The sequence below is a fragment of the Luteimonas pelagia genome, from assembly GCF_054776035.1.
The window spans coordinates 604,838-622,604 of record NZ_BAAHCG010000001.1 but is presented as its reverse complement, the minus strand read 5'-3'; the positions used below and the strand labels follow the sequence as shown (position 1 = coordinate 622,604).

Genomic DNA, 17,767 nt, shown 5'->3' with positions numbered 1-17,767 from the left:
GGCCTGCGGGCCGCCCCGCTCGTTTCCGGCGCGAGCGTGCCGGGTAGGGGATGCGCGGATGGCCTCCCGGACTGGCCGCCACGGCGGCAATGGGTTACCAATGCCCACCCGGTCCCGCCCTCGCGGCGATCACCCATGGAGAACCGAATGCGTCGTTCCGCGCTTGTCCTGGCCCTCGCTTTCCTCGCCCCGGGCATCGATGCCGCGCCGCGCGGCTTCGAAGTCCGCGACCTGGCCACGCTCGACCGCCATTCGTCCCCGACGCTGTCGCCCGATGGCCGGTGGCTGGTGTTCGCGAAGCGCGAGGCCGACCTGCCGGCCAATGCCGCCACGACTTCGCTCTGGATCGAGGACCTGCGCGCCCGTGACGCCGCGCCGCCGGTGCGCCTGACGCCGGAGGGGTGGAGCGTGAACTCGCCGGCGTTCGCGCCGGACGGTCGTCGCGTGCTCTTCCTGAGCGCGAAGGGCGGATCGATGCAGGTGTACGCCATCGGCACCGATGGCGGCGCGCCCCGGCAGCTGACCGACCTGCCCGTGGGCGTCGGCGGGTTCCAGGTGTCGCCGGACGGCACGCGCATCGCCCTCCACGCGGACGTGTTCGCGGACTGCGGCAGCGACCTCGCCTGCACGAAGTCGCGGCTGGCGGGGCGCGAAGCCGACAAGGCCACCGGCCAGGTGTACGACCGCCTGTTCGTGCGCCATTGGGACGCCTGGAGCGACGGTCGCCTGAACCGGCTGTTCGTGGCCGCGCTGCCCGCGGACGCCGCCGGGCCCGCGACGACCGCGACCGCGCTGGCGGGCGACATCGCGGCCGACTTCCCGTCCCGCCCGTTCGGCGACAACAGCGAGTACGCGTGGGCGCCGGACGGTCGCACGCTCGTCGCCAGCGCGCGACTGGCCGATGCGCAGGAGCCCTGGTCCACCGATTTCGACATCTACCGGATCGACGCCGCCGGCGCGGCGCCTTCGGTCAACCTGACGCCGGACAATCCGGCCTGGGATGCCGCCGCGACCTTCAGCCCCGACGGCGGCACGCTCTACTACACCGCCATGGCCCGCCCGGGCTTCGAGGCGGACCGCATGGCGATCATGGCGCTGGACCTGGCGACGGGCGCGCGGCGGCCCGTCGCCCCGGACTGGGACCGGTCCGCGTCGGGGCTCGCGGTCTCGGCCGACGGGCGCACGCTGTACACGACCACCTGGGATGTCGGCGAGCACCCGCTGTTCGCCGTGGACATCGCGTCCGGGCGCGTTTCGGAGCTGGTGGGCGACGGTTACGTGTCATCCGTCGACGTGGCCGGCGGAACGCTCGCGTTCTCGCGCGCGAGCCTGCACACGGGCGACGTCATCCACGTCATGGGCGCGGCCGGCGGGACGCCGCGCGCGGTCACGCCCGATGCCGGCACGATGCTCGGCGGGGACGTGCAATTCGGCGACTTCGAGCAGTTCAGCTTCAAGGGCTGGAACGACGAGACCGTGCACGGCTACGTGGTCAAGCCCTGGAACTACGCGCCCGGTCGCAAGTACCCGGTGGCGTTCCTGATCCACGGGGGGCCGCAGGGCAGCTTCGGAAACGCGTGGAGCTACCGCTGGAATCCGCAGACCTACGCGGGGCAGGGCTACGCGGTGGTCATGATCGACTTCCACGGGTCCGTCGGTTACGGGCAGGCGTTCACCGACGCGATTTCCACCCACTGGGGCGACCGGCCGCTCGAGGACCTGCAGAAGGGCTGGGCGGCCGCGCTGGAGAAGTATCCCTTCCTGGACGGGGCCAACGCCTGCGCGCTCGGGGCGAGCTACGGCGGCTACATGGTCAACTGGATCGCCGGGAAATGGCACACGCCGGCCTCCGGCGCCTGGAAGTGCCTGGTCAACCACAACGGCGTGTTCGACACGCGGATGATGGGCTTCGCCACCGAGGAGCTGTGGTTCACCGAGTGGGAGAACGGCGGCACGCCGTGGGCGGTGCCGGAGAACTACGAGCGCTTCAATCCCGTGCACCACGTCGACCAGTGGCGGGTCCCCATGCTCGTGGTGCACAGCCTGAACGACTTCCGGATCCCGCTGTCGCAGGGGCTGGCGGCCTTCACGGCCCTCCAGCGGCAGGGCATCGAGTCCCGGTTCCTGTATTTTCCCGACGAGAACCACTGGGTGCTCAAGCCCGCGAACAGCGTGCTCTGGCACGATACGGTCAACGCATGGCTCGGGCGGCACCTGGGGGACTGAACGCATCCCGGGCCGGGGAGGAGGAGGGCGAGATGGGCAAGAATCCGTTTCTCGACGACGACGAGGGTGCCGGCCTCACGCCGGCCGACGCCCCTGCCACGGCCGAGACGTACACCGGGCCCGAGCGCCGGAGCGGGCGCGAGCGGCGCCAGAACAGCGAACGGCGCGAGGAGTTCCGTTTCGAGCCCGGCAAGGGCGACCGTCGCAGCGGCAAGGACCGTCGCAAGCGGTCCGGCTGGGACGACACCTCGATCCGATGAGGCCGCCACACGGGGTGCCGACCCGGACACGGGCGGCGGGACGCGTTCCGCCCCCCGGTCACGGTGACCGGCGGTGAACAGTCCCGCCCTGGTCCAGAACGACGCCGTCGTCCTCGGCCTGCTCGCGGCCACGCTCGGCGCCGTGTTCTGGACGGCGTCGCGCCCCGACGGCTTCTGGAAGCGGTTCTACGGCGTCGTCCCGGCGCTCCTGCTCTGCTACCTGCTGCCCGCGATCTACAACAGCATCGGCCTGGTCGACGGCGAGGCTTCCTCCCTCTATCCCATGGCGCGCGACTACCTGTTGCCCAGCGCGCTCATCCTCCTGTGCGTGGCCATCGACCTGGGCGCCGTGCTGCGCCTCGGTCCGAAGGCGGTCGTGATGTTCCTCACCGGGACGTTCGGCGTGATGCTCGGCGCGGTCGTGGCGTTCACCGTGATGGGCGTGGTTCATCCGGCGGCGGTGGCGGGGGAGACCTGGCGCGGGATGACCACCCTGGCGGGCAGCTGGATCGGTGGCGGCGCGAACCAGGCGGCGATGAAGGAAGTGTTCGCGGTCGACGCGACGCTGTTCGGCCAGTTCGTCGCCGTCGACGTGCTGGTCGCGAATGTCTGGATGGCGATCCTGCTGTTCCTCGCCGCGCGCGCCGACGCCTTCGACCGCTGGACGCGCGCCGACACGCGCGCCATCGCCGACCTCAAGCGCCGCATCGAGGACTACCAGGCGCAGCACGCACGCATCCCCACGCTGGCCGACCTGATGGTCGTGCTGGCGGTCGGGTTGGGATTGACTGGACTGGCGCACTTGATCGCCGACCCGGTCGTGGCGTGGATCTCCGGCCTCCCCGCGTCGTGGCGCCTGCAGGACTACAGCCTGGATTCGCGGTTCTTCTGGATCGTGCTGCTGGCCACGACCTTCGGGCTGGCACTCAGCTTCACGCGTGCGCGTCGCCTCGAGGGCGTCGGCGCCTCGCGCGTGGGCTCGGCCATGCTCTACATGCTGGTGGCCACGATCGGCATGCACATGGACCTGGGCGCGCTGCTCGAACGGCCCTGGCTGTTCCTGCTCGGGCTGGTCTGGATCAGCGTGCACGCGGGCCTGATGCTGGGGGTCGCCAAGCTCATCCGGGCGCCGCTGTTCTTCATGGCGGTGGGGTCGCAGGCGAACATCGGCGGTGCGGCGTCGGCCCCCGTGGTCGCGAGCGCGTTCCATCCGTCGCTCGCGCCGGTGGGCGTGCTGCTGGCGGTGCTCGGCTACGCCCTCGGGACCTATTGCGCGTATCTCACCGGACTGGTGCTGCAGGGCCTGGCCGGCTGATGCCGTCGGGCCGGCTCAGAGCCAGCGCACCTTCTTGAGGTACCGGTAGAGCCCGAGCACCACCAGCGCCACGACGCCGACCAGGACCGGATAGCTCCAGCGCCCGTGCAGCTCCGGCATGTGCGCGAAGTTCATCCCGTACCAGCTCGCGATCAGCGTCGGCGCGGCCAGCAGCGCCGCCCAGCCCGCCAGCCGCTTGACCACTTCGCCCTGCGCCACGGTGACGAGCGCGAGGTTGACGTTCACCGCGGCGGTCAGCATCTCGCGCAGCGTGTCGATCGAGTCGTTGAGCCGGATCGCGTGGTCGTGCACGTCGCGGAAATACAGGTGCACTTCGCCCGCGATCAGCGCGTCGTGCTGGCGCGCGAGCTGCGAGAGGATGTCCTGCAGCGGCCCGACGGCCATCCGAAGCCGCGTGAGTTCGCGCTTGAGCTCGTACAGGCGGACCACCGTCGAACGCCGGAACTCCTCGGCGAAGATGTCCTTCTCCAGCCTCGACAGCGCCTCGCGGAACTCGGCCACGATCGGCTGGTAGTTGTCGACGATGAAGTCGAGGACCGCGTACAGGCCATAGGCCGGCCCCAGCGCGAGCAGTTCGGGTTCCCGCTCCACGCGGGCGCGCACGGGCGCATACGACAGCGACGCACCGTGGCGCACGGTCACCAGGAAGCGGGGGCCGAGGAAGGCATGCGTCTCGCCGAGCTGGATGCGCTCGTCCACCGATTGCGCGGTGTTGACCGCGACGAACAGCGAGTTGCCGTACGCCTCGATCTTCGGCCGCTGGTGCGCGTGCTGGGCGTCCTCGACCGCCAGGTCGTGCAGCCCGAACTCCTCCTGCAGCTTGTCGAGCAGCGCGTCGTCCGGCTCGTACAGCCCGACCCAGAGGAAGCTCCCGTCGTCGCGCGCGAGGACGTCGCTGATGGCGTCCAGGGAGATGTCCGTCCGACGGCCGTCGCGGGCGTAGGCCACGCAGTTGACGACCGGGCCGGGCGGAGGCGTCTCCTGGTCGGCGCGGATGGCGGGCGGGCAGGGCGGCAGCGACATGCCGCCATCGTGCCGGCGACCCGTCGCGCGGGCAAGGCGGTCAGCGCGCCGCCGGTGTGCGGCCGAGCGCGAAGGCCAGCGCCACGTGGACGGGCAGCAGCAATGCGATCCAGCGCAGGTTGTCCTGCCGGGCGACGGGGAGGACGTGCATGGCCACCGCGACCAGCGCGCAACCGGCAACGACCAGGGAAAGCACGCGGAAGACGCGCCCCGGTTCGCGGGCGCGTGCCACCCGCCAGCCACCCGCGAGCAGGCCCAGGCACAGCGGGTTGAGCAGCAGCAGGTTCTGGTTCGCCCAGGCGGACCAGTGCGCGGTGAAGCCCCACAGGAAGACGAGCAACAGGCCGAGCACGCCCGCGAAAGACCAGAACCCCATCGCGGCGAGGGCGACCGGCGCAGGGCGCCGTCGCGCCGCGAACACGACCAGGCCCGCCACGCCGAGCCCGGCGATCGCGTGCGGCCACCAGGGACGGTCGCGCGGCGCGGGTTCCGGCTGGAGGCGATGGGGGACCAGCGTCATCTCGCCGGTGACCACGGGCCGGCCGTCGCGATGCCGCAGTCCACGCAGGCCGTCGGCAAGGCGCATGGGGACGAAGCCCGCCTCCCATGCGGCGATCGGTCGATCCGAGGCCGGCCCGAGGCCCAGGTCGAAGCCGAGCGCCATCAACGGGGCGGGGCGGGCGAGGCGCACCGCCTCGCTGCGGAAACTCATGCCGTCGCCTTCCACGCCCAGCTGGTCGCGCAGCAGGCCGTCCATGGCGCGGTCCAGTGCATCGCGCACGCGGGTGGAGCAGTTGTCGAGGAAATAGTCGTAGTCGTAGCGGGCGTTGCCGGGCAGCGCGTTGACCGCCAGCGCCGCGGCCAGTGCGCGCGCCTGCGCCGGATCCATGTCGAGCCACTGCAGCGTGACGCCCCGGCCGACGTCGCGGTAGTACGCGAGGTCCTCCTCGAGCGGAAGCGCGACGAGCATGTAGCGCATGCGTCCCAGAGCGAAGCCGCGGTGGAAGCCCGGCTCGGTCGGGTCGAAGTAGCCGAAGTTGTAGGAGACCGGCCCGTCGGCGGCGGGATCGTCGATGACGATCGCGTTGTGCCCGAAGCGTTCCCAGAAGATCTCGCCGGGCTGCATCGTCGCCACGCCGACGCGGATCGGCCGGGGGGGCGGGTCGCCGGACGGCTGGGCCGAGAGCCCCGTCGCGGCCAGGCCGAGCAGCAGGGCGAGCAGCCAGGGCATCCATCGGCCGGGCTCGCCCCGGCGGGAGGAAGCGCGGCGCACGCCGGGCGCCGGGCCCATGTCAGGCGTCGGCATGCACGCTCACGTGCAGGGCGTGGAGGCGCCGCGCGTCGGCGCGCGCCACGCGGAAGCTGAAGCGGCCGAGCGTCAGCTCCTCGCCCGCGTCGGGCAGGTGCCCGATCGCGGCGGTCACCAGGCCGCCGACGGTGTCGTACTCGTCGTCGTCGAAGTCGGCGCCGAAGCGCTCGTTGAAGTCGGCGATCGGGGTCAGCGCGTCGACCACGTACTGGCCGTCGGCCTGCGCGGCGATCAGCTTTGTGACGTCCTCGGCCTCGTCGTGCTCGTCGTCGATCTCGCCGACGATCTGCTCGAGCACGTCCTCGATCGTGACCAGCCCGGCCACGCCGCCGTACTCGTCGACCACGATCGCCATGTGGTTGCGCGACTGGCGGAACTCGCGCAACAGCACGTTGAGCTTCTTCGATTCGGGGATCAGCACCGCGGGGCGCAGCAACTCGCGCAGCGACCGGGGGCCGTTGTCGGCCACCACGCCGCGCAGCAGGTCCTTGGCGAGCAGGATGCCGAGGATCTCGTCCTTGTCCTCGCCGTGCACCGGGAAGCGCGAGTGGCCCGACTCGACCACCTGCTTCATCAGTTCGAGCAGTCGCGCGTCGCCGGGCAGGGCGACCATCTGCGAGCGCGGGACCATCACGTCGCCGACGGTCAGGTCCTCGATCGCGATCGCGCCCTCGATCATGCTCAGGGTGTCGGCGGCCATCAGGCCGTCGGCCTGGGCGTCGCGAAGCAGTTCGACCAGGTCCTCGCGGGTCGTGGGCTCGCCGGACAGGGCCGCGCCGATGCGGTCGAGCCAGCTGCGTCGCTTGTCCCCGCCGTCCGGCGGGCTACTGTCGTCTTCGGGCATCTCTGGGACGTGTCGGCCCCGTCGGGGCGATGGGCGGGAGTCTAACGCGGAGCGGGGGCGGCCCGGTGAAACGGGCGGTGGCCGGGGTCAGGCGTCGAGGTAGGGATCGGCGATGCCGAGCGAGGCGAGGATCTCCCGTTCCAGCCGCTCCATGCACTCGGCCTCGGTGTCGTCCTCGTGGTTCCAGCCGAGCAGGTGCAGGGCGCCGTGCACGGTCATGTGCGCGTAGTGGTCATTGAGCGGCTTGCGCTGCTCCCGGGCCTCGCGGGCGATGACCGGGGCGCACAGCACCAGGTCGCCCAGCAGCGGCAGGCGGACGTCGTCGGGCAACCCCTCGGGCAGCTCGGCCGGGAAGCTCAGGACATTGGTGGCGTGGTCGCGCCCGCGGAAGTGGCGGTTGAGGGAGCGGCCCTCGCGCGCGTCCACGATCCGGATCGCCAGGTCCGCCTCGCGGATCCGCCCGTCCAGCGCGGCAGCCACCCAGCGGCGGAAGCTCGTCGCGGCGGGCAGCCCCGCGCGCGGCAACGCGTAGCTCACCGAGACCTCGAGTCGGCTGGGGCGTCGGCTCATCGCACCGGTCGGCGTGGCGGGATTCCGAGTCTAGCCCGTCGCGCCGCCGCCGGCGTGCCCGCCCTCGGGGCGGGGTGACGTGGCGTCGTCGCGTGCGTCGTACGCACCGACGATGCGCGCGACGAGCGGATGGCGGACCACGTCGCGCGCGTCGAAGAACGTGAAGGAGATGCCCTCCACGCCCTTGAGGACTTCGAGCGCATCCTTGAGGCCGGACTTCTGGTGGCGCGGCAGGTCGATCTGCGTGAGGTCGCCGGTCACCACCGCAGTGCTGCCGAAGCCGATGCGGGTCAGGAACATCTTCATCTGCTCGATGGACGTGTTCTGGGCCTCGTCGAGGATGACGAACGCATCGTTGAGGGTGCGCCCGCGCATGTACGCGAGCGGGGCGACCTCGATCACCGACTTCTCCAGCAGCTTGACCACCTTCTCCACGCCGAGCATCTCGTACAGCGCGTCGTACAGCGGGCGGAGGTACGGATCGACCTTCGACGCCAGGTCCCCCGGAAGGAACCCGAGCTTCTCGCCGGCCTCGACCGCCGGGCGCACGAGGACGAGCCGCTGCACGCGCGACTGGTTCAGCGCCTCCACCGCCATCGCGACCGCGAGGAACGTCTTGCCGGTGCCGGCCGGGCCGATGCCGAAGTTGATGTCATGGGTGGCGATCGCATGCAGGTACTTCGCCTGGTTCGGGCCGCGGCCGCGGATCGTCCCGCGCTTGACGCGCACGGTGACTTCCTGCGGCTCGACGTCCTGCGCCACGGTGCGGTCGGCCGCGGCCTCGGTCAGGTGCAGGTGGATCGCATGCGGGTCGAGCGTCGCGCCGGCCGTCTCGTCCCAGAGCCGGCGGACGAGGCGCTCGGCGCTCGCGACCGCGGCGGGCGGGCCCTCGATCCGGAACACCTGCCCGCGGTTGGCGAGCTGGACCCCCAGGCGCAGTTCCACCTGGCGCAGGTGTTCGTCGAAGGGGCCGGCCAGGTTGGCCAGGCGCTCTGCGTCCGGCGGATCGAGCGCGAATTCGGAAACGGTGGCGTCGGGCATCGAACGGCCTGTGGCTGCGGTGGGACAGGGCGCGCCACGCGGTCGGCGCGTCCCGTGCGCGGGAGCCGAAGTGTAGTTTCCGCGCCTTCGTGCAGCGTGATGGCGGGGGGCGCGACCTACGCGGCGGTGTCCGAATCGGTGCGCACCCGCCCGCGCAGCGAGTTGCTCATCGCCTCGGTGACCACCACGTCCACGAACCGGCCGACCAGCCGCGGCGGACCCGGGAAGTTCACCGAGCGCATGTTCTCGGTCTTGCCGGTGAGTTCGTTCGGATCCTTGCGCGACGGGCCCTCGACGAGCACGCGCTGCACGCTTCCCACCATCGATTCGGAGATCCGCCGCGCGTTCGCGTTGATCGCCGCCTGCAGCGCCTCGAGGCGCGCGTGCTTCACGCCGGGCGGCGTGTCGTCCTCCAGGTCGGCGGCCGGCGTGCCGGGGCGGCGCGAATAGATGAAGGAGAAGCTCTGGTCGAAGCCGACGTCCTCGATCAGCTTCATCGTCTTCGCGAAGTCGGCGTCGGTCTCGCCGGGGAAGCCCACGATGAAATCCGAGCTGATCGAGATGCCGGGGCGAACCGCGCGCAGCTTGCGCACCTTCTGCTTGAACTCCAGCGTTGTGTAACCACGCTTCATCGCCGCGAGCACGCGGTCGCTGCCCGACTGCACCGGGAGGTGCAGGTAGTCGGCCAGTTCCGGGACGTCGCGGTAGGCCTCGACCAGCGAATCGGAGAACTCCAGCGGGTGGGACGTGGTGAAGCGGATCCGCTCCACGCCGTCGATGCGCGCGATCGTCCGGATCAGCAGGCCGAGGTCGGCGGTGCCGGCCTGCGAGCCGTCGTCATCGCGCATCGGGCCGCGGTAGGCGTTGACGTTCTGCCCCAGCAGGTTGATCTCGCGCACGCCCTGCGCCGCGAGCCGCGCCACCTCGACCAGCACCTCCTCGAAGGGTCGGCTGATCTCGGTGCCGCGGGTGTAGGGGACCACGCAGAAGCTGCAGTACTTGCTGCAGCCCTCCATGATCGACACGAAGGCCGTGGGGCCCTCCGCGCGCGGGGCGGGCAGGGCGTCGAACTTCTCGATCTCCGGGAAGCTGATGTCGACCTGGGCGCGCCCGCTGTCGCGACGGGCACGGATCAGCTCGGGCAGGCGATGCAGCGTCTGCGGTCCGAACACCAGATCGACGAAGGGCGCGCGCTTCACGATCGCCTCGCCCTCCTGGCTGGCCACGCAGCCACCCACGCCGATGAGGACCGGGCGATCCCCCGCCTTGAGGGCCTTCCAGCGGCCGAGCTGGCTGAACACCTTCTCCTGCGCCTTTTCGCGGATCGAGCACGTATTGACGAGGATCACGTCAGCTTCCTCGACGTTCGACGTCAATTCCATGCCTTCGGCGGCCGCCAGGACGTCCGCCATCTTGGCGGAGTCGTACTCGTTCATCTGGCAGCCGTGGGTCTGGATGAACAGCTTTCCGCGGCCGCCGGGCGCCTTCGGAGGCGATCCGGGGGCGGCCAGGGTCGGCAGGGGGTGGACCGCGGTCGCGGCGTCGGCGGGGGGCGTCATGGCGGCTCCGGGGGCGCGGCGGTGAATCCGGGCCCGGGGTCAGGTCTGGCGGCCGGACAGTCTACGGCGTCCCGTTTCGTGAATCGCGCGCAATACGTTCAGGGTTATGGTCTTGTCAAGGGGGCGTGATTCCCGGAGGATGCCGTTCATGATCAGGGGGACCCCACGACTGCTCGTGTTCGTCGCTGCCTGCGCGCTGGCGACGCCCGTGCTTGCCGGCACGATCTACCGCTGCGACGGCCCGGATGGCAGTCGCAGCTACTCCAGTTCGCGCATCAAGGGCGCGAGCTGCAAGGCGGTCACGTCCTACACGAAGGCGCCGGAGCCGGTCCGCGCCGCGGGCCCGGCGCCCGCCGCATCGGGCAGTGCGACGCCCGCGACCAGCGCCGCCGGCTCGCCGGCCTCGGCGCGCGCGCCCGCCACGAAGCCGTACCAGGCGCCGCGCCTGGTCCAGGGACAGGTCTACAGCTACATCAAGGACGGCGTCCGCCATTACAGCAGCCGCAAGCCCACGGGCGGCGGGGCGACCGCCATGCGGACGATCCAGTACAGCTTCCTGGAGAGCTGCTTCGCCTGCGCGGCGAAGCCGGGCGTCGATTTCGGCAACGTCCGCCTGAACATGGCGGCCTACGACGCCGAGGTCTCCGCGGCGGCCCGCGAGCACGGGGTCGACGAGGCGATCGTCCGCGCGATCATCCACGCCGAATCCGCGTTCAACCCCAATGCGCTCTCGCGCGTGGGCGCGCAGGGCCTGATGCAGCTGATGCCGGCCACCGCCCAGCGGTTCGGCGTCGGCAACCCGTTCGACCCGGGGCAGAACATCCGCGGGGGCGTCAAGTACCTCGCCTGGCTGCTGAAGCGCTTCAACGGCAACCTGACCCTGGCGGCCGCCGGCTACAACGCCGGCGAGGGGGCCGTGGACAAGTACGACGGCGTCCCGCCGTACAGCGAGACCCAGCGCTATGTGCAGCGCGTGGGCGTGCTCGCCGAGCGGTACCGCGGCGCCCTCGCTGCCCGCTGACCCCGCGGCCCCCGCCGACGGATTGTCGGCCGATTCACGTATCCGTTACACTTCGCCGTCTTTGTGGCCGCCGGTGTCCGGCGGCCCGGCCAGCCGCGTGCCGGCCGCCCAGACAGCGTGATCCACAGCGTATTTTCGGAGTGCCGGATGGCCATCGAAGGGGTCAACCCTCCCGCCCATGGCGGAACGCCCGACCAGGGCCATGAACCCGTCAACACCGGTCGCCGCCGGTTCCTCACCGCCACCACCGCCGTCGTCGGCGCGGTCGGTGCGGGGATCGCGGCGGTGCCCTTCATCAAGTCGTGGAACCCCAGCGAGCGCGCCAAGCTCGCCGGCGCGCCCATCAGCGCGGACATCAGCGCCCTGGCCGACGGCCAGCGCCTGATCGTGGAGTGGCGCGGCCAGCCGATCTGGATCGTCCGCCGGTCCCAGGCGGTCCTCGAGGCGCTGCCGACGCTCAACGACCAGCTGCGCGACCCGATGTCCGAGAACCCGGACCAGCAGCCGCAGTACGCGAACAACCCGACGCGCTCGATCCGCCCGGAAGTCTCCGTGCTGGTCGGCCTGTGCACGCACCTGGGCTGCTCGCCCGAGATGGTGGCGCAGATCGCGCCCCAGCCGTTCGACGCGAACTGGAAGGGCGGCTATTTCTGCCCGTGCCACAAGTCGAAGTTCGACATGGCCGGCCGCGTCTACCAGGGCGTCCCGGCACCGACCAACCTGGTGGTGCCGCCGCACCACTACGAGAGCGACACGACCATCGTGATCGGCGTCGACCCGCAGCAGGGGGCCGCGTAAGCCATGGCCAACATCCTCACCCGCGCCGCCAACAACGTCGCCGACTGGGTCAACGAGCGCGCGCCCGGCATGATGCCGGTGTACCGCAAGCACATGTCGGAGTACTTCGCGCCGAAGAACTTCAACATCTGGTACATCTTCGGCGTGCTGTCGATCGTGGTGCTGGTCAACCAGATCCTGACCGGCATCTTCCTGACGATGCACTTCAAGCCGAGCGCGGCCGAGGCCTTCGCCTCGGTCGAGTACATCATGCGCGACGTGCAGTGGGGCTGGCTGATCCGGTACATGCACTCGACCGGCGCCTCGCTCTTCTTCATCGTCGTCTACCTGCACATGTTCCGCGGGCTGATGTACGGCAGCTACCAGAAGCCGCGCGAGCTGGTGTGGATCCTCGGCATGCTCATCTACCTGGTGCTGATGGCCGAGGCCTTCATGGGCTACGTGCTGCCGTGGGGCCAGATGTCGTTCTGGGGCGCCAAGGTGATCATCTCCCTGTTCGGCGCGATCCCGGTCATCGGCAACGGCCTGGTCGAATGGATCATGGGCGACTACCTGCCCGGCGACGCGACGCTCAACCGCTTCTTCGCGCTGCACGTGATCGCGCTGCCGCTGGTGCTGCTGCTCCTGGTGGTGCTGCACATCTTCGCGCTGCATGAAGTGGGTTCGAACAACCCGGATGGCGTGGAGATCAAGAAGGGCCCGAAGGGCAACCGCTGGTCGCCGGCGGCGCCGGCGGACGGCATCCCGTTCCACCCGTACTACACGGTCAAGGACACGGTGTTCGTCGGCTTTTTCCTCATCATCGCGGCCTTCATCATCTTCTTCGCGCCGGCCTTCGGCGGCTGGTTCCTCGAGCACGACAACTTCACCGAGGCCAACCGCCTGGTGACGCCCGAGCACATCAAGCCGGTCTGGTACTACACCCCGTACTACGCGATGCTCCGCGTGGTGCCGCACAAGCTCAGCGGCGTGATCGTGATGTTCTCCGCGATCGCGATCCTGTTCCTCGTGCCGTGGCTCGACCGCGCGAAGGTGAAGTCCTACCGCTACCGCGGCCTGCTGTCCTGGGCGCTGCTGCTGGGCTTCGCGCTGAGCTTCGTCTGGCTGGGCAAGATCGGCGCCGGTCCGGGCACCGACCCGGTCGAGACGATCATCGGCCGCGTGCTGACCTTCTACTACTTCGCCTTCTTCATCACGATGCCGCTGTGGACCAAGCTCGACAGGACCAAGCCGGTGCCGGACCGGGTGACGACGCATGACTAAGCACATCCACGGCCGCGTGCTCGCGTTCGTCGCGGGCCTGATGGCGACCGCCTCGGCGCTGGCCGCCGGCGGCGGCAACCTCCAGCAGTCGGGCATCGACCTGGACGACCGGGTTTCGCTCCAGCGCGGTGCCGCGCTGTACATGAACTACTGCTCGGGCTGCCACTCGCTCAAGTACATGCGCTACTCGCGCATCGGCGAGGACCTCGGGCTGACCGAGGAGCAGGTGCAGTCCTCGCTCAACTTCACCGGCGCGAAGTACGGCGAGCAGGTGCTGACCTCGATGCGCGCCGAAGACGCGCAGGAATGGTTCGGGCAGGCACCGCCGGACCTGAGCCTCGTCGCGCGCGTCCGGGGCGCGGACTGGATCTACACCTACCTCAAGTCGTTCTACCTGGACGACACGCGCCCGCTCGGCTGGAACAACACCGTGTTCCCGAACGCGTCGATGCCCAACGTGCTCTGGGAGCTGCAGGGCCTGCAGCGCGCCGAGCACGGCGAGGCCACCGAGGGCGGCGAGCGGCCGGTCGAGCACCTGGTGCTGGCCGAGCCCGGCAGCATGGGGCCGGCCGAGTTCGACCAGGCGGTGCGCGACATCACAGCTTTCCTCGAGTACGCCGGCGAGCCGGCCGCGCTGAAGCGCCAGTCCATGGGCGTCTGGGTGGTCCTGTTCCTCGCGTTCTTCACCTTCCTGGCCTGGCTGCTGAAGCGGGAATACTGGAAGGACGTGCACTGAGCGAGCGGACGCGGCGCCCACGACGGCGCCCGACCGGCAGGGCCTGTCCGGCCCGCGCGGCACGTTTGTACCTCGGGGAACCGTGGCGACCGCCTGCACGGTGCGGGCGGCGTCTAGGCGACCGGCGGATTCCGGTCGCGGGGAGAGGTCGATGATGGCCGCGAGTCCGCGCATGCGTAATGCACTGACCCTGTTTTCCGCTACCGATTGCGTCCTGTGCCATCGCGTCCGGCTGGTGCTGGCCGCGAAGGGCGTCACGTACGACCTGATCCCGGTCGATCCGCAGAACCCGCCCGAGGACCTGATCGACCTCAACCCGTACCACTCGGTGCCGACGCTCGTCGAGCGCGACCTGGTGCTGTACGCCGCGAGCGTGGTCAGCGAGTACCTCGACGAGCGCTACCCGCACCCGCCGCTGATGCCGGTCGACCCGCTGTCCCGCGCGCGGCTCCGCCTCGCCATGCTGCGGCTCGAGCACGACTGGGTCCCGCAGGTGCAGGCGATCCAGCTCGGCAACAAGGCGCAGGCCGATGCCGGCCGCAAGCGCTTCAAGGAACTGCTGACCGCCTCGGTCCCGCTGTTCAAGGCGAGCAAGTTCTTCCTCAACCCCGAGATGAGCTTGGCCGACTGCGCGATGGCGCCGATCATCTGGCGCCTGCAGGCGCTGGACATCCCCCTGCCCAAGGAGGGTGGCAAGGCGATCGAGGACTACGGCAACCGGATCTTCCGCAACCCGGGCTTCGTTCGCAGCCTGACGGACGACGAAAAGAAGCTGGCCGAACTCCCCTCGTGATCCTGGGTCATGTCGAAACGAAGGGCCGCCAGCTGGCGGCCCTTCGCGTTCCGGGCCGTACGCGCGTGGATCGCGGCACCCGTGCTGGGGCTACACTTCCCCGATGACCGATGTTCCCGCCCCGGCGATGACCAGCCACCGGCCCTACCTGCTGCGTGCGCTCAACGAGTGGATCTCCGACAACGGCATGACGCCGCACCTGCTGGTGGACGCGGACGCGCCGGGCGTACAGGTGCCCCCGCAGGCGATCCACGAGGGCCGGGTCGTGCTCAACATCGCTGCGCGCGCCGTGGCCCACCTGGTCATCGACAACGACGCGGTGAGCTTCACTGCGCGCTTCGGCGGCGTCAGCCATCCGGTCATGGTGCCGATCGCCGCGGTCGTCGCGATCTACGCCCGCGAAACCGGGCAGGGGATGGCGTTGCCCGACGACCCCCAGTCGCGCGGCGAGGACGGCCCGGAGCCACCACCCTCAACGCCCGACGACGACGGCGGCACGCGCCGGAGCCACCTCCGGGTGGTCAAGTAGGTTCGAGCCGGTCAGGCCTGCCCCGGCGGGTCGAGCCGGCGTGCCTCGAAGGGATCGACGACCCGCCCCGGCCCCGCGAGCGGTCCGGTGAAGCCGACCAGCCGCCCGGCAAGCAATTGCAGCCGGCCCTGGTGCCGGTCGCTGCCATCGCGCGAATACTCGAACCGGAAGCTGCGTTCCACGCCCATGCGGCCGTCCGCGCGACGGCGCAGCCGCAATCCGGCCGCATGCACGGTGTCGTCCAGCAACTGGACGCCCGCCGACCTGCACGCCGACCGGCCCGCGACGACGGCCTGTTCGTGCGCGGCGCGCGCCGCGTTCCATGCCGCGGCCACGAGGGCGCCGGTGACCATCAATGCGAGCAGCGTCTCCACCGGCATAATGTGCGGCGCCTTGGCGCGGCAGGCAACCGTCCCCATTGGCACGGACTTCACGGATCACGGAGCAGCTTCGCGCAATGAAACTCGTCTTCCCCGGTGGAGAGCACCCGCAGGTCCTGCTTGGGCCCGGGGTCAACCGCGTGGGTTCGGATCCCGCGGCGAACATCGTCCTCGACCGGCCCGGCGTGCAGCCGACGCACTGCGAACTCCATGTCACCGCCGGCGGCGTCATGCTGCAGGTGCCCGGCGGCATGGCGGTATCGGTGAACGGGCGACGTGTCGAGGGCCTGATCGCATTGCGGCCGGGCGACGACGTCGCGTTCGACGGCGTGCGCGCGCGCCTTGCCTCGATGGACGCCACCGCGCCACGGGAACACCAGGCCGGACCCGCGATGCCCGACCCCGCGAACGACGACCCCGGCGCCACGGCGGTCCATCCGGTCGTCCCCCGGTACGTCCTGCGTGGCATCGGCGATCGTGCCTTCGGGCGCAGCTGGCCACTCATCGGTCCGGTCGTGGTTGGTCGCGCCGACGACTGCACCCTGCGCCTGGACCTGCCCGGCCTGTCGCGCCGGCACGCCAAGCTCACGCCGAACGACCAGGGCGTCCTCGTCGAGGACCTGGGTTCGACGAACGGCAGCTTCATCAACGGCAAGCGTGTCCAGCGGGCCCAGGCGGCGCCTGGCGACGAGCTCGCGTTCGACCGGGTCCGCTTCCAGCTGGTCGCGCCGGGGCAGCCGGCGCTCGCGAAGCGGGCGGCGCCCCAGGTCGCCTTCGCCGGACCGTCGCCATGGTGGTGGCTGGTGCTCGGGCTGGCCGCGCTGTCGACCCTCTGGATCCTCGCCCTGCAGTAACCGCGGGCTCAGCGCGCGGGGGGAAACCGCACGCCCTCGGGCGGACGTCCGAGCTTCATCGACAGGTCGATGGCGCGCACGTGCTTGGTCAGCGCGCCGATTGAGATGCAGTCGACGCCGTCCTCGGCCACGGCGCGGACGGTGCCCAGGTCGACGCCGCCGGAGACCTCGAGCGGGATCGCGCCGCCGTAGGGCGCGCCCTTCGCGATCCGCACCGCCTCCCGGCGTTCCTCGGCGGTGAAGTCGTCGACCAGGATGCGCGTGCATCCCTCGTCCAGCGCGGTCCGGAGCTGTTCCAGCGATTCGACTTCGACGATCAGGGGCAACGAAGGATGCATCGCCTTCGCCGCTCGGATCGCCGCGGCCATGCCGCCGGCGGCCCGGACGTGGTTCTCCTTGAGCATCACCGCGTCGTGCAGGCCCATCCGGTGGTTGTCGCCACCGCCGGCGCGGACCGCGTACTTCTGCGCCACGCGCAGGCCGGGCAGGGTCTTGCGGGTGTCGAGGATCCGCGCGCCGGTGCCTTCGACCGCCGCCACGAATCGCGAGACCTCGGTGGCCGTGCCCGACAGCGTCTGCAGGAAGTTCAGGGCCGCGCGCTCGGCGGTGACCAGCGCGCGGGTGCGGCCCTCGAGCAGCGCCAGCACGGTGCCCGCCTCGACGCGCTCGCCTTCCTCGACGCGCCAGTCGATGCGCGTGGCGGGATCGACCGCGCGGTGGCAGGCATCGAACCAGGGGCGGCCGCAGACGACCGCGGATTCCTTGCAGAGGAGATAGGCGTGGTCGGTCGCGTCCGGGAGCAGGGCGGCGGTGACGTCGCCGCCGCCGACGTCCTCCGCCAGCGCGTGCGCGACGTCGGCCGCCACCGCATCGGCCGGCGGCGCCGCCGGCGAGCGCCCGGTCATGCTCACGCCGCCGGGAAGTCGGCGACCTGGCCGGTCGGGATCGCCTCGTCCGCGAGCAGCACCGGGATCCCGTCATCGATCCGGTAGACGCGCTTCCGGTCCCGGGTGGCGAGCGCTTCCCGCAGCGGCGCCGACTGCGCGCTGCCGTCCTCCCGTGCCACGCCGCCCGCCGCGATGGCGGCGTTCAGCGCGTCGAGCCCGCGCCTGTCGAGCAGGTCCAGGGGCTGGCGCGTCGCGGGACAGGCGAGGATGTCGAGCAGCTTGCGGTCCATGGGGGCTCCGGTCGGGCGTGGGTCGCGGGTCGGGTGCCCGCCCGCGGC

At 70.9% G+C, this 17,767-nt stretch carries 19 protein-coding genes; 10 read left to right on the top strand and 9 right to left on the bottom strand.

Annotation, left to right across the window (positions count from 1 at the left end):
- The first annotated feature begins 135 nt into the window (after positions 1-135).
- The 3 genes from ACYU7H_RS02850 to ACYU7H_RS02840 all read left to right on the top strand — a co-directional run bounded on the left by ACYU7H_RS02850 (position 136) and on the right by ACYU7H_RS02840 (position 3,801).
- Positions 136-2,226: a dipeptidyl-peptidase 5 gene (locus tag ACYU7H_RS02850; protein WP_460812316.1), complete on the top strand. Its 2,091-nt coding sequence runs from the start codon at positions 136-138 to the stop codon at positions 2,224-2,226.
- A 32-nt stretch (positions 2,227-2,258) separates the two neighbouring features.
- Positions 2,259-2,486: a hypothetical protein gene (locus ACYU7H_RS02845; RefSeq protein WP_460812315.1), complete on the top strand. Its 228-nt coding sequence runs from the start codon at positions 2,259-2,261 to the stop codon at positions 2,484-2,486.
- A gap of 73 nt (positions 2,487-2,559) precedes the next feature.
- Entirely contained in the window at positions 2,560-3,801 is a 1,242-nt protein-coding gene (locus tag ACYU7H_RS02840; protein ID WP_460812313.1) for a DUF819 family protein, read from the top strand.
- Between the two features lie 15 nt (positions 3,802-3,816).
- Here the strand turns inward: ACYU7H_RS02840 and ACYU7H_RS02835 are convergent, their stop codons facing one another.
- The 6 genes from ACYU7H_RS02835 to miaB all read right to left on the bottom strand — a co-directional run bounded on the left by ACYU7H_RS02835 (position 3,817) and on the right by miaB (position 10,168).
- Positions 3,817-4,845, bottom strand: a complete 1,029-nt coding sequence (locus tag ACYU7H_RS02835) for a magnesium and cobalt transport protein CorA (protein WP_460812311.1) — start codon at positions 4,843-4,845, stop codon at positions 3,817-3,819.
- 40 nt (positions 4,846-4,885) lie between these two features.
- Positions 4,886-6,136, bottom strand: a complete 1,251-nt coding sequence (locus ACYU7H_RS02830) for a lipoprotein N-acyltransferase Lnb domain-containing protein (RefSeq protein WP_460813042.1) — start codon at positions 6,134-6,136, stop codon at positions 4,886-4,888.
- Between the two features lies 1 nt (position 6,137).
- Entirely contained in the window at positions 6,138-6,998 is an 861-nt protein-coding gene (locus ACYU7H_RS02825) for an HlyC/CorC family transporter (RefSeq protein WP_460812310.1), read from the bottom strand.
- An 87-nt stretch (positions 6,999-7,085) separates the two neighbouring features.
- Complete coding sequence (gene ybeY / locus ACYU7H_RS02820) at positions 7,086-7,568, bottom strand: rRNA maturation RNase YbeY (protein ID WP_460812308.1); 483 nt, start codon at positions 7,566-7,568, stop codon at positions 7,086-7,088.
- 30 nt (positions 7,569-7,598) lie between these two features.
- On the bottom strand, positions 7,599-8,609 hold the full coding sequence (locus ACYU7H_RS02815) for a PhoH family protein (RefSeq protein ID WP_460812306.1): 1,011 nt from the start codon (positions 8,607-8,609) through the stop codon (positions 7,599-7,601).
- A gap of 116 nt (positions 8,610-8,725) precedes the next feature.
- Positions 8,726-10,168, bottom strand: a complete 1,443-nt coding sequence (gene miaB / locus ACYU7H_RS02810) for a tRNA (N6-isopentenyl adenosine(37)-C2)-methylthiotransferase MiaB (RefSeq protein ID WP_460812305.1) — start codon at positions 10,166-10,168, stop codon at positions 8,726-8,728.
- Between the two features lie 151 nt (positions 10,169-10,319).
- Between miaB and ACYU7H_RS02805 the strand changes: the two genes are divergently transcribed.
- From ACYU7H_RS02805 to ACYU7H_RS02780, 6 genes are all read left to right on the top strand, one after another.
- Positions 10,320-11,189, top strand: a complete 870-nt coding sequence (locus ACYU7H_RS02805) for a lytic transglycosylase domain-containing protein (protein ID WP_460813040.1) — start codon at positions 10,320-10,322, stop codon at positions 11,187-11,189.
- A 147-nt stretch (positions 11,190-11,336) separates the two neighbouring features.
- Positions 11,337-11,987 carry a ubiquinol-cytochrome c reductase iron-sulfur subunit gene (petA, locus tag ACYU7H_RS02800; RefSeq protein WP_460812303.1) on the top strand — a complete coding sequence of 217 codons (651 nt, stop codon included), beginning with the start codon at positions 11,337-11,339 and terminating at the stop codon, positions 11,985-11,987.
- Positions 11,988-11,990: 3 nt separating this feature from the next.
- Complete coding sequence (locus ACYU7H_RS02795) at positions 11,991-13,250, top strand: cytochrome b (RefSeq protein ID WP_460812301.1); 1,260 nt, start codon at positions 11,991-11,993, stop codon at positions 13,248-13,250.
- Positions 13,243-13,986 (top strand): cytochrome c1, encoded by a 744-nt coding sequence (locus ACYU7H_RS02790; protein ID WP_460812299.1) that lies wholly within the window; start codon positions 13,243-13,245, stop codon positions 13,984-13,986. Before ACYU7H_RS02795 ends, ACYU7H_RS02790 begins: the two co-directional genes overlap by 8 nt.
- 154 nt (positions 13,987-14,140) lie before the next feature.
- A complete protein-coding gene (locus ACYU7H_RS02785) occupies positions 14,141-14,779 on the top strand; it encodes a glutathione S-transferase N-terminal domain-containing protein (RefSeq protein ID WP_460812297.1) in 639 nt (212 codons plus the stop codon).
- A gap of 103 nt (positions 14,780-14,882) precedes the next feature.
- On the top strand, positions 14,883-15,308 hold the full coding sequence (locus tag ACYU7H_RS02780) for a ClpXP protease specificity-enhancing factor (protein ID WP_460812296.1): 426 nt from the start codon (positions 14,883-14,885) through the stop codon (positions 15,306-15,308).
- 11 nt (positions 15,309-15,319) lie between these two features.
- Here ACYU7H_RS02780 and ACYU7H_RS02775 read toward each other — a convergent pair whose 3' ends face one another.
- Complete coding sequence (locus tag ACYU7H_RS02775; RefSeq protein WP_460812294.1) at positions 15,320-15,727, bottom strand: DUF3301 domain-containing protein; 408 nt, start codon at positions 15,725-15,727, stop codon at positions 15,320-15,322.
- 38 nt (positions 15,728-15,765) lie between these two features.
- Here ACYU7H_RS02775 and ACYU7H_RS02770 point away from each other — a divergent pair, with 38 nt between their 5' ends.
- Positions 15,766-16,542 carry an FHA domain-containing protein gene (locus ACYU7H_RS02770; protein WP_460812292.1) on the top strand — a complete coding sequence of 259 codons (777 nt, stop codon included), beginning with the start codon at positions 15,766-15,768 and terminating at the stop codon, positions 16,540-16,542.
- An 8-nt stretch (positions 16,543-16,550) separates the two neighbouring features.
- Here ACYU7H_RS02770 and nadC read toward each other — a convergent pair whose 3' ends face one another.
- Together nadC and ACYU7H_RS02760 are read right to left on the bottom strand one after the other, a co-directional pair.
- Complete coding sequence (gene nadC / locus ACYU7H_RS02765; RefSeq protein ID WP_460812291.1) at positions 16,551-17,453, bottom strand: carboxylating nicotinate-nucleotide diphosphorylase; 903 nt, start codon at positions 17,451-17,453, stop codon at positions 16,551-16,553.
- Entirely contained in the window at positions 17,450-17,719 is a 270-nt protein-coding gene (locus ACYU7H_RS02760; protein ID WP_460812290.1) for a Trm112 family protein, read from the bottom strand. Before ACYU7H_RS02760 ends, nadC begins: the two co-directional genes overlap by 4 nt.
- Positions 17,720-17,767: the final 48 nt, after the last annotated feature.

Coding starts and splice junctions, on each gene's coding strand:
- ACYU7H_RS02850 (WP_460812316.1), top strand. CDS start 136: ATGGAGAACCGAATGCGTCGTTCCGCGCTTGTCCTGGCCCTCGCTTTC.
- ACYU7H_RS02845 (WP_460812315.1), top strand. CDS start 2,259: ATGGGCAAGAATCCGTTTCTCGACGACGACGAGGGTGCCGGCCTCACG.
- ACYU7H_RS02835 (WP_460812311.1), bottom strand. CDS start 4,845: ATGTCGCTGCCGCCCTGCCCGCCCGCCATCCGCGCCGACCAGGAGACG.
- ACYU7H_RS02830 (WP_460813042.1), bottom strand. CDS start 6,136: ATGGGCCCGGCGCCCGGCGTGCGCCGCGCTTCCTCCCGCCGGGGCGAG.
- ACYU7H_RS02825 (WP_460812310.1), bottom strand. CDS start 6,998: ATGCCCGAAGACGACAGTAGCCCGCCGGACGGCGGGGACAAGCGACGC.
- ybeY (WP_460812308.1), bottom strand. CDS start 7,568: ATGAGCCGACGCCCCAGCCGACTCGAGGTCTCGGTGAGCTACGCGTTG.
- ACYU7H_RS02815 (WP_460812306.1), bottom strand. CDS start 8,609: ATGCCCGACGCCACCGTTTCCGAATTCGCGCTCGATCCGCCGGACGCA.
- miaB (WP_460812305.1), bottom strand. CDS start 10,168: ATGACGCCCCCCGCCGACGCCGCGACCGCGGTCCACCCCCTGCCGACC.
- petA (WP_460812303.1), top strand. CDS start 11,337: ATGGCCATCGAAGGGGTCAACCCTCCCGCCCATGGCGGAACGCCCGAC.
- ACYU7H_RS02795 (WP_460812301.1), top strand. CDS start 11,991: ATGGCCAACATCCTCACCCGCGCCGCCAACAACGTCGCCGACTGGGTC.
- ACYU7H_RS02790 (WP_460812299.1), top strand. CDS start 13,243: ATGACTAAGCACATCCACGGCCGCGTGCTCGCGTTCGTCGCGGGCCTG.
- ACYU7H_RS02785 (WP_460812297.1), top strand. CDS start 14,141: ATGGCCGCGAGTCCGCGCATGCGTAATGCACTGACCCTGTTTTCCGCT.
- ACYU7H_RS02780 (WP_460812296.1), top strand. CDS start 14,883: ATGACCGATGTTCCCGCCCCGGCGATGACCAGCCACCGGCCCTACCTG.
- ACYU7H_RS02775 (WP_460812294.1), bottom strand. CDS start 15,727: ATGGGGACGGTTGCCTGCCGCGCCAAGGCGCCGCACATTATGCCGGTG.
- ACYU7H_RS02770 (WP_460812292.1), top strand. CDS start 15,766: ATGAAACTCGTCTTCCCCGGTGGAGAGCACCCGCAGGTCCTGCTTGGG.
- ACYU7H_RS02760 (WP_460812290.1), bottom strand. CDS start 17,719: ATGGACCGCAAGCTGCTCGACATCCTCGCCTGTCCCGCGACGCGCCAG.